Origin of the sequence: Serratia plymuthica NBRC 102599, assembly GCF_001590925.1 — a bacterium.
Classification (GTDB): domain Bacteria; phylum Pseudomonadota; class Gammaproteobacteria; order Enterobacterales; family Enterobacteriaceae; genus Serratia; species Serratia plymuthica.
Genome location: NZ_BCTU01000031.1, coordinates 1 through 9,701, shown reverse-complemented (window position 1 = coordinate 9,701; position 9,701 = coordinate 1). Strand labels below are relative to the sequence as shown.

Here is a 9,701-nt window from a genome sequence, read left to right as displayed (position 1 = left end):
GTCTCGCAAAGCGAGACAACATCACGAAGTGATGGCCCAAGGGGTGAGGCTGAAAGCCGAATAATCCCGCACGACCCACCATTTCAGAGTTGTTTTTCCGCAATGCAAATCTTCGGTTTTGTATTCGTAGTTCAGCAGTAAACCACGTCAGTGGGTCGTTAGCTCAGTTGGTAGAGCAGTTGACTTTTAATCAATTGGTCGCAGGTTCGAATCCCGCACGACCCACCATTATTATTGCAGCGAGTCTCTCTCCTGCTTACGCGTTTCAGCAGTAAACCACATCAGTGGGTCGTTAGCTCAGTTGGTAGAGCAGTTGACTTTTAATCAATTGGTCGCAGGTTCGAATCCCGCACGACCCACCATTCTTTTCTGATATCTCAGTAGTCTCATCAAACCATAACATTGCATAGCGCACGAATCCTGTGGGTGAGAAGCTGCGTTCAGGTTCGACAAAATTGCTCCGTCAATTTTGGACAGCGCTTGCGCTGGCCCGAAGGGCGAGGCCAAAGGCCGAATCAATCCCGCACGACCCACCATTCTTTCCTGATACCTCAGTACTCTCATCAAACCATAACATTGCATAACGCACGAATCCTGTGGGTGAGAAGCTGCATTCAGGTTCGACAAAATTGCCCCGTCAATTTTGGACAGCGCTTGCGCTGGCCCGAAGGGCGAGGCCAAAGGCCGAATCAATCCCGCACGACCCACCATTCTTTTCAGTCCGTGCATCATTTCTATAAACACGCACTTTTCACTTCCTGATAAACCGCACCTACTGCAATCGTCTTTCTTTTGTCGAAATTCAATCCATTAAACTTTATCATCGCAAAAATGAAAATATCAGCGGACTTTTGGCGTATTTTTAGGTATTTTGTTTAGGATATAAAACGAGTGGTGGTTGCGAAGGGGCATACCCGGGCAGCAGACACCCAGCCTAGCACAGAGACGATTGCAGCGATGAGTGAAATGTTTGATGTCAATGCGGCGGTGTACCCGTTCCCGCCCAAACCGGTGCCGCTGGACGTAGCGGAAAAGGCGTTTTATCGCGAGAAGATCAAAACCCTGCTCAAGCAGCGCAATGCGGTGATGGTGGCTCATTACTACACCGATCCGGAAATTCAGGCGCTGGCGGAAGAAACCGGCGGCTGCGTGGCGGATTCGCTGGAGATGGCGCGTTTTGGCAGCAACCACCCGGCCTCGACTCTGTTGGTTGCCGGCGTGCGCTTTATGGGGGAAACCGCCAAGATCCTCAGCCCGGAAAAGCAGGTGCTTATGCCGACGCTGAACGCCGAGTGTTCGCTGGATCTCGGCTGCCCGGAAGACGAGTTTCATGCATTTTGCGACAGCCACCCGGATCGCACCGTGGTGGTCTACGCTAATACCTCGGCGGCGGTAAAGGCGCGTGCGGATTGGGTGGTAACATCCAGCATCGCCGTAGAGTTGATAGAACACCTCGACAGCCTGGGCGAAAAAATCATCTGGGCGCCGGACCGCCATCTGGGCAACTATGTGCAAAAGCAGACGGGCGCCGATGTGCTGTGCTGGCAAGGGGCCTGTATCGTCCATGACGAGTTTAAAACCCAGGCGCTGATGCGCATGAAGGCCTTGTACCCGCAAGCGGCGATACTGGTGCATCCAGAGTCTCCACAGGCGGTGGTCGATCTGGCCGATGCGGTCGGCTCAACCAGCCAACTGATTCAGGCGGCCAAAACGCTGCCCAATCCGCAGCTGATTGTAGCCACCGATCGCGGCATTTTTTATAAGATGCAGCAGGCCTGCCCGGACAAAGAACTGTTCGAGGCGCCAACCGCCGGTGAAGGTGCCACCTGCCGCAGCTGCGCGCACTGTCCGTGGATGGCGATGAACGGTCTTAAGGCGATTGCCGACGGGTTAGAGCAGGGCGGCGCCCTGCATGAAATCCACGTGGATGCCGCGTTGCGCGAAAAGGCGTTGATCCCGCTTAACCGGATGCTGGACTTTGCCGCGCAGTTGAAAATGCAGGTCAAAGGGAACGCTTAAGTTAACCATTTGATAAGGAAGAACAGATGAGCTTTTTCAGTACCAGCAATATATTGGTGCACATTCCGCTGGGGGCGGGCGGTTACGATCTGTCATGGATTGAAGCCATAGGTACCTTGTTCGGCCTGCTGTGTATCTGGTACGCCAGCAAAGAGAAAATCATCAACTATCTGTTCGGTCTGATTAACGTCACGCTGTTTGCGGTGATTTTCTTTCAGATCCAGCTTTACGCCAGCCTGTTGCTGCAACTGTTCTTTTTTGTCGCCAATATTTACGGTTGGTATGCCTGGAGCCGCCAAACCCAGGACAATCAGGCCGAGCTGAAAATCCGATGGTTGCCGTTGCCGAAAGCGCTGGCCTGGGCGGCGGTGTGCGTTATCGGCATTGCCCTGATGACTTTCAATATCGACAGCGTCTTTGCCTGGCTGACGCAGCTTGCTGTGACAGTAATGCAGGGAATGGGCTTCAGCGTGCAAATGCCGCAGCTGCAGCCGGATGCTTTCCCGTTCTGGGATTCGGCGATGATGGTGCTGTCGATCGTGGCGATGATCCTGATGACGCGCAAATACGTGGAAAATTGGCTGTTGTGGGTGGTGATTGACGTGATCAGCGTGGCGATTTTCACCTACCAGGGCGTGTACGCCATGGCGCTGGAATACGTGATCCTGACGCTGATTGCGCTGAACGGTTCCTGGTTGTGGATCAAAAGTGCAGGTCGCAACCATTCCCTGCCGTTATCTTCCTCGCAATAACAAACGCAGAGGGCGCCAAACTGGCGCCCTCTTCATTTTAGTGGTGATGACCCAGATGTGAATGCGAGCCGGAATGTGAGTGGTCACTCGGCTCGGGTGCCCGGTTAATCCCGCAGTCCGGCGTATCACAGTGCTGATATTCCATCTGAATGGTGACATGGCCGATACGGTAGTGTTCCAGCAGATAAGCCTGAATGCGGCGCAACAGGCCATCGTGGTCGTTTGGCGGTATCACTTGCGCATGCAGCGTCATCAGTTTCTGTTCGCCAATCTGCCAGACGTGAACGTGATGAATATTGCGTACTTCAGGAATATTCAGGCACAGGTCTTTTTGCAGTTTGTTGATATCCACTTCCTGCGGCGTGCCTTCCAGCAATTCGTGGAAGCTCTCTTTCAGCAGCCGCCAGGCGCTGCGTAGCACCAGACAGGACACCAGCACCGACAATATCGGGTCAATCGGCGTCCAGCCGGTGCTCAGGATCACAATGGCGGCTACGATCGCCCCCACCGAGCCCAGCAAATCCCCCAATACGTGCAACGCAGCGGCCCGCACGTTGATATTCTTCTCTTCCGTACCGCGGTGCAGCAGCCAGAAGGCGAACAGGTTAGCCAGAAGCCCCGCTATGGCGATGATCAGCATCGGCGTACCCATCCACCGGCTGTGGCTCGAAGAAACGCCGTATCGCCTCCCACAGGATGAATACCACGATCACCAACAGGGCGGCGGCATTGAGGAACGCGGCCAGCGTGGTCAGGCGCAAATAGCCGAAGGTATGGCGCGCGTTGGGTTTCCGCTGCGAAAAGTGTACGGCCATCAGCGCCACCAGCAGCGCCGCCGCGTCGGTGAGCATATGGCCGGCGTCGGCCAGCAGCGCCAGCGAACCGGAAATCAACCCGCCGGCCACTTCGGCGATCATAAATACCGCAGTGACTAAAAAAGCGGTCAGTAGGCGTTTACTATTACTGTCTTTTGGCAGGTGTGCCTGTGGGGAGTCCGTCATTATTTATCCTTATGTAGAGCGAAATTCAGCGCGTCAGTGCTGACCAGACCGTCCAGTTCTATCAGTATCTGTTCTACTAACGCACTCAATTCAGTATAGGCGGCCTGAGCCAACATCCCATCACGGCCGCTTTCCACCAGCAATTGGCACAGGCTTGCCGCCGCCGGCTGTTGCAACATCAGCAGGCTGCCCTTGATGCGGTGTGCGGCCTGCCCAAGGCTAGGCCAGTCTTCGCCCTCCGCCGCTTTGCCAAGCCGTTGCCGGTCTTGTCGCAGCGTGGAGAGCAGCGTGGTCGCCAGACGTTGCGCCATCTGCCGATCGTTACCGGCCATATCGGCCAGCATCTGTTGCAGGTCAGTAAGGGCTAACTGTCCTTCCAGCGCCTGTGGTTGCTGCGGTAACGCCTGAGCAATGGCGGCCAGTGAAATCGGCTTGGTCAAAAAGCGATCGATAGCCACCTGTCCCTGTGGAATGCGGGTAAATTCCTGCACGTCTGCCGAACAGAGAATAATCTGGCAGGCCGGCCGCTGATATCGCTGTTCATCGCGTCGTATTAGTCTCGCTAATGTCAGGCCGTCCGGGCGCGGCATGTTGTAATCGATAAACAACAGGTCGAATGGCTGCCTGCGGTGCGCTTTCAGCAATGCGTAACCGTGCTCGAACAGCGCGGGTTGCAGGCCGAAGTGACGCAGTTGCCGCTCCATCAGCAGCAGGTTGGTGGGGTGATCGTCAATCAGCGCCACGCGCAGCGTGGGAGGCGGCAGGCTGAGCGGTTGGTCGTTCTGGCGTGGGGGGGCGGCATCTGGGGCGGCTTGGGTTACCGGTACTGACACCTTGACTTGCGTACCTATGCCAGGCTGTGAGTGCAGCTCAATCTGGCCGCCCATTTGCTCGATAATTTCCTTGCAGATAGACAGCCCCAGCCCGGTTCCCTGAACCGAGACGCGTTGTGCACCGCGTGCGCGGTAGAAGGGTTGGAACAGCTTACCTATCTCATCGGCGGCGATGCCACAGCCGCTATCGGTCACCGTCAGCAGCAGTTCGCCCTGTTGTTTATCCTGTTCGCGCCAGCCGATATTGACCTGAATGCTGCCGCGGGGAGTGAATTTAATGGCATTATTTATCAGGTTGTTAGCCACCTGAAGTAAACGCTCACCATCAATAACAACGGCGGCGGGAAGCTGGTGGCTGGCGGTAACGCTCAAGGTTACCGGGCGTTCGCCGATCAGCGGCTGATACAGCGCGCTGATGTGAGCTATCCAGGGTTGCAGCGCCATGGCTTTTGGCACCAGCGTCAGCGATCCGGTTTCCAGCCGGGCGTAATCTTGTAAGTCATTGAGCAGATTGAGCAAGGATGACGCCGAGCTGTAAATGACCGGCAGCCCCTCCGGCATCGGCTGGCGTTTCAGCTCCAGTTCCAGCAGGCCGAGGATAGCGTGCATCGGCGTGCGCAGTTCATGGCTGATGGTGGCCAGAAACTTGCTTTTCATCCGGTTCTCGGCTTCGGCATGGCGGCGTGCCTGTTCGATCACTTCACGCTCACGTTTTTCCCGCCGCTGCAAAACAAAGCGGCGCAGGGTCAGCGCCAGCAACAGCAGGATCGCTGCCGCCAGTAGCGCCAGCAGCCAGGTAGTTTGCGGTTGCATACGGTTGTCGTTCACCGCATCAATCAGGTTGCTGCGATCGACAATCCACTCATCGCGCAGCGATTGCAGCGTTTCCGAGGGGATCTGCATCAGGTTTTTATCGAGGATAGCCAGCAGCAGGGGCTGATCCTGACGCACGCCGAACGCCACCGGATAGGCGATATTATTGGCGGCGAACGCCAGTTTTATTGCCCCGGCATAACGTGACAGAGCGATAAAGTTCGCCGAGATCACGTTATCCACCAGCGCATCCAATTGGCCGTTGGCCAGAGCGTCATACATCGCCTTGCTGTCGGCAAAATGAATGAGCTCTTCGTTCGGCGGCACCAGCCCCTGCGCCAGATCGCCTTGCAAAACGCCGATGCGTTTGCCGGCCAGATCGCTCCAGGTAGAAATCCCGTTGGCGTACTGACCGACGTAAACCCCCCACAGCGAACGGTGAATCGGCATGCTGGCGCTGTAACGCGCCTTAACGCCGCGCGCCAGCGGCAGAGCGGTGCGGAAACTGGCCTGGCCGGATAGCACCAGTTGGTCTGCCTGTTCGGCGTTGCGCGCCCATAGCGGAGCAAAACGCAGCCCGGTGTTTTGTGCAATGATCTTGAGTATGTCGATCGCGTAGCCGCGCGGCTTGCCGTCGGAACCGCGATAGGCGAACGGGAAGTTATTCTCTATGGCGGCGTAATAAACGGTGCGGTGCTTTTCTACCCAGCTTTTTTCCATCTGCGTCAGATCGGCGTTGCCGGTATCGAGATAGCTGGGGATCTTTTTGCTCCAGCGGCTTTGAATGGCGTTCATCAACTCCATCGGCGCATCGGCGATAGCGACGTTGAGGGTGTCGATCAGTGCCGGATTGTCGGCGGCGAAGACGAAAGACAGGTTACCGAGATTGACCGTGCTTTCGATCTGATAAAGCTGGCCGAGCTGCAACTGGTCAATAATAAAGCTGGCGCTGGCTTCGTCGGCAATAAAGTAATCGCTGCTGCCGTTCAGCAAGGCATACACCGCCTGCAGGTTGTTGTCATAACGCTGAACGTGGGAAGACACCGCCTTCAGCGCGTTGCCGGCCTGCATATCGGTCAGGGTACTGATTGCCACCCGCGCATCGGCGGAGTTAAGCATCACCCGGCGGTCATTGCTCCGATCGCGCAGCACGCGCAGGTTACTGACGTAATAAGGCTGGGAGATTTTCAGATCCTCCAGCGCCTCGTTCTGCGGAATGCCGTACAGCAGATCGATAGCGCCGCTGTGCAGCGCCTGTTCGAGCTGCGCCAGATCGGCGAAACCGTAAATCTGAAAGCGGATGCCGGTGACCTGCTGGACATAACCGAGGTAGTCGGCGTTTAACCCGTACAGATCCTCATCCACGATAATGTTATAGGGACTGGCATTCTCGCTGATGATGCCCACGCGCAGCGTCGCGTCGCGCCAGGGATTTTTCTCGCTGGCGATCAGCATGTCCGCCGGAATATTCAGGTTACTGACTAACTGATAAGACACCGGTTGCGCCGCATACGCGACGTTGCCGAGGCTGAGCAACATCGCCAACAGCAGCAGAATGCCGCGCATCATGGCGCCAGTTCTCTAAATACCGCCACCAGTTCCAACAGATTGCTGGCGCCGGTTTTGCGCAGAATATTCTTCTTGTGGGTGCTGACGGTTTTGTTGCTGATGTTCAGCATCTCGGCAATTTGCAGATTGGACAGCCCCTTGCTGAGCAGGCCGAGGATCTGCAGCTCTTTGGGCGTCAGCAGCACGCCCTCTGCCGGTTGCGTTTCTTCCGCCATCGCAGCGGCGGGAAAACTCGGCTCCCCGGCCAGCACGGTTTCAATTGCCTGCACCAATTGTTCAAGCCGGCTGCCTTTATGCACAAACCCGTTGGCGCCGGCCACCCAGGCCATACGCGCGTAGATCTCTTCTTCCTGCGCGGTGTAGATCAGGATCGGTTGCTGCGGGTAGTGGCGGCGGATTTTTTTCAGCAGTTGCAAGCCGTCTACCTGCGGCAGGCCGATATCCAGAATGACCAGCGAAAAATCGGCTGCGGCCAATTGGGCCAACGCCTGAACATCATCCTGAACCGCCTGCAGGCTATAAGGGCAGGAAGACTTCATTAGCGCCGCTTCCAGTGCGACATGAACCACAGGGTGGTCATCAACTAATAACAGAGAAGGCATGGTTTGGCTCAAGTAACGGTATCCTGATCGCTAGCATAGCGAAAAAGGAGCCACTGCGCTCTCCCGATGAAACAGCACAATCTACTGATAATTTGGCCGTTCCGCCGGGAGGCGGCAAAGGTGATTTACAGCGCTACCCTCACAGGCTAAATTGGTTGGATCTACGCTCTGTGAAATACCGCCCCTCGATACCGAATGGAAAAGTTATGAATTACCAAAATGACGATTTACGCATTAAAGAAATTAAGGAACTCCTGCCACCGGTGGCCCTGTTAGAGAAGTTTCCGGCCACTGAACGTGCAGCTGAGACGGTGTCCCTGGCGCGCAGTGCAATTCACAAGATCCTTCGCGGTAACGACGATCGCCTGCTGGTGGTCATCGGCCCATGCTCGATCCACGACACCAAAGCGGCAAAAGAGTATGCCGAGCGTCTGCTGACGCTGCGTCAGGAACTGAGTGGCGAGCTGGAAGTGGTGATGCGCGTTTACTTTGAAAAACCGCGAACCACCGTGGGCTGGAAAGGGCTTATCAACGATCCGCAAATGGATAACAGCTTCCAGATCAACGACGGTTTGCGCCTGGCCCGTAAGTTGCTGTTGGATATCAATGATAGCGGCTTGCCGGCTGCGGGGGAATTCCTCGACATGATCACCCCGCAGTACCTGGCTGATCTGATGAGCTGGGGCGCGATCGGCGCACGTACCACGGAATCCCAGGTACACCGCGAGCTGTCTTCCGGCCTGTCTTGCCCGGTTGGCTTCAAAAACGGCACCGACGGCACCATCAAAGTGGCGATTGACGCCATCAACGCTGCCAGCGCGCCGCACTGTTTCCTGTCGGTGACCAAGTGGGGCCACTCGGCGATCGTTAACACCAGCGGTAACGGCGATTGCCACATTATCCTGCGCGGCGGCAAAGAGCCGAACTACAGCGCGGCGCACGTCAAGGAAGTCAAAGACGGCCTGGTCAAAGCGGGTCTGCCGGCGCAGGTGATGATCGACTTCAGCCACGCCAACAGCAGCAAGCAGTTCAAAAAGCAGCTGGAAGTAAATGCGGACGTGTGCAAACAGGTCGCCGGCGGTGAAAAAGCGATTATCGGCGTGATGATCGAAAGCCATCTGGTGGAAGGCAACCAGAATCTGGAAAGCGGCGAGCCGCTGGTCTATGGCAAGAGCGTGACAGACGCTTGCATCGGCTGGGAAGACACGGAAACCGTGCTGCGCGAGTTGGCGGCGGCGGTTAAGGCGCGTCGCGCCTGATAAAACAGGGCTCAGTTTGCGGAATCTCTATGGAATCTATGGGCCACCTGTTTTGCAAGACGAATTTTGAGGGGCAGGCGGCTTTGCTTAAGTCGACCCGATGCCTGTCGGGAAGTGTTTCCTGTACCCGATGAAAGCCGCTTGCGCCATCAATACGCGGTTTTCGCCAAACGGCGTATAATTTGCATATTATTCAAATAAACAGTGGGTTAGCGATTTATGCGTTAGCCCACGGTTACTTGATAAACCCGGCGTTGGTAACTTAACTGCCACCCATGCACTTCTGCAATTTTCCATTGACGGGTTACCGGAAGGAGGACAAGGGGTAAAGCGTGATAGCCTTCTTGATACTTGGCTATGGGCGTATGGATAACTGACGCAAGCCGGGAGTGAAGGGCATTTTCTTGCAGATACTACATGAGTAAAGCAAGTCTTCATTCGTATTTTGTTTTTACCAGCTTACCATTTTTCTTCATGTGATAAATTCCATTGTAAACGCTAAATAATATATCGTCATTTCTGTCATTCTCAACAGAGAAAACCTTGTTTTTATCTATACAATTTTTTGATGTGTTCATATCATCAAAACATCGTCTGTCATACTTTCCTTCTTCTTTATAACCCTCGCCAAAATCCCAAAAGGTGATAGCAAAGAATCCATCTGGCGCAGGTTCGGGGATTTTATATTTTTCTTTTAACATTTCTTTATTGTTTAGCCACCAGTTTATCTTTCCTTTATCGGTAAAAGGGAAGTTTTTAACTAAAACCGAACTAAATTCCCCATCCTTATGGACAGCCACAATTTCTACAGGGCGTAGTGACAACCAGAAGAAGTAACCGAGCAATGTGCAGA

General features: G+C 55.1%; 6 protein-coding genes, 2 tRNA genes, 3 other RNA genes and 1 pseudogene. 8 read left to right on the top strand and 4 right to left on the bottom strand.

Translation table 11 applies throughout. The features are described 5' to 3' along the window. From SPL01S_RS20345 to pnuC, 7 genes are all read left to right on the top strand, one after another. A non-coding RNA gene (locus SPL01S_RS20345) (RtT sRNA) lies at positions 1–81 on the top strand; the annotation flags it as partial. Positions 82–152: 71 nt separating this feature from the next. Next, positions 153–228: transfer RNA gene (locus SPL01S_RS20340), tRNA-Lys, on the top strand. A 58-nt stretch (positions 229–286) separates the two neighbouring features. Next, a tRNA-Lys gene (locus tag SPL01S_RS20335) sits at positions 287–362 on the top strand. A gap of 44 nt (positions 363–406) precedes the next feature. Next, positions 407–536: non-coding RNA, RtT sRNA (locus tag SPL01S_RS20330), on the top strand. Between the two features lie 44 nt (positions 537–580). Next, positions 581–710: non-coding RNA, RtT sRNA (locus SPL01S_RS20325), on the top strand. 247 nt (positions 711–957) lie between these two features. Further along, the gene (nadA, locus tag SPL01S_RS20320; protein WP_063202483.1) at positions 958–2,019 is read left to right on the top strand and encodes a quinolinate synthase NadA; all 1,062 of its coding nucleotides are present in this window, start codon (positions 958–960) and stop codon (positions 2,017–2,019) included. 26 nt (positions 2,020–2,045) lie between these two features. Continuing rightward, positions 2,046–2,771 carry a nicotinamide riboside transporter PnuC gene (gene pnuC / locus SPL01S_RS20315; RefSeq protein WP_013811934.1) on the top strand — a complete coding sequence of 242 codons (726 nt, stop codon included), beginning with the start codon at positions 2,046–2,048 and terminating at the stop codon, positions 2,769–2,771. Positions 2,772–2,808: 37 nt separating this feature from the next. Here the strand turns inward: pnuC and zitB are convergent. The 3 genes and pseudogenes from zitB to SPL01S_RS20300 form a co-directional block, all read right to left on the bottom strand. Next, a pseudogene (gene zitB, locus SPL01S_RS20310) lies at positions 2,809–3,772 on the bottom strand (CDF family zinc transporter ZitB). Then, complete coding sequence (locus SPL01S_RS20305; RefSeq protein WP_063202480.1) at positions 3,772–6,987, bottom strand: ATP-binding protein; 3,216 nt, start codon at positions 6,985–6,987, stop codon at positions 3,772–3,774. The pseudogene zitB and the gene SPL01S_RS20305 overlap by 1 nt, the downstream one beginning before the upstream one ends. Further along, complete coding sequence (locus SPL01S_RS20300; RefSeq protein WP_063202485.1) at positions 6,984–7,589, bottom strand: response regulator; 606 nt, start codon at positions 7,587–7,589, stop codon at positions 6,984–6,986. The genes SPL01S_RS20305 and SPL01S_RS20300 overlap by 4 nt, the downstream gene beginning before the upstream one ends. A 206-nt stretch (positions 7,590–7,795) precedes the next feature. Between SPL01S_RS20300 and aroG the strand changes: the two genes are divergently transcribed. Further along, positions 7,796–8,848, top strand: a complete 1,053-nt coding sequence (gene aroG, locus SPL01S_RS20295; protein WP_004941813.1) for a 3-deoxy-7-phosphoheptulonate synthase AroG — start codon at positions 7,796–7,798, stop codon at positions 8,846–8,848. Between the two features lie 434 nt (positions 8,849–9,282). Here aroG and SPL01S_RS20290 read toward each other — a convergent pair whose 3' ends face one another. Continuing rightward, a complete protein-coding gene (locus SPL01S_RS20290) occupies positions 9,283–9,693 on the bottom strand; it encodes a DUF943 family protein (protein ID WP_073972085.1) in 411 nt (136 codons plus the stop codon). Positions 9,694–9,701: the final 8 nt, after the last annotated feature.

What these genes read in the sequence shown, in the direction of transcription:
- nadA (WP_063202483.1), top strand. Translation starts at nt 958, where the DNA reads ATGAGTGAAATGTTTGATGTCAATGCGGCGGTGTACCCGTTCCCGCCC.
- pnuC (WP_013811934.1), top strand. Translation starts at nt 2,046, where the DNA reads ATGAGCTTTTTCAGTACCAGCAATATATTGGTGCACATTCCGCTGGGG.
- SPL01S_RS20305 (WP_063202480.1), bottom strand. Translation starts at nt 6,987, where the DNA reads ATGATGCGCGGCATTCTGCTGCTGTTGGCGATGTTGCTCAGCCTCGGC.
- SPL01S_RS20300 (WP_063202485.1), bottom strand. Translation starts at nt 7,589, where the DNA reads ATGCCTTCTCTGTTATTAGTTGATGACCACCCTGTGGTTCATGTCGCA.
- aroG (WP_004941813.1), top strand. Translation starts at nt 7,796, where the DNA reads ATGAATTACCAAAATGACGATTTACGCATTAAAGAAATTAAGGAACTC.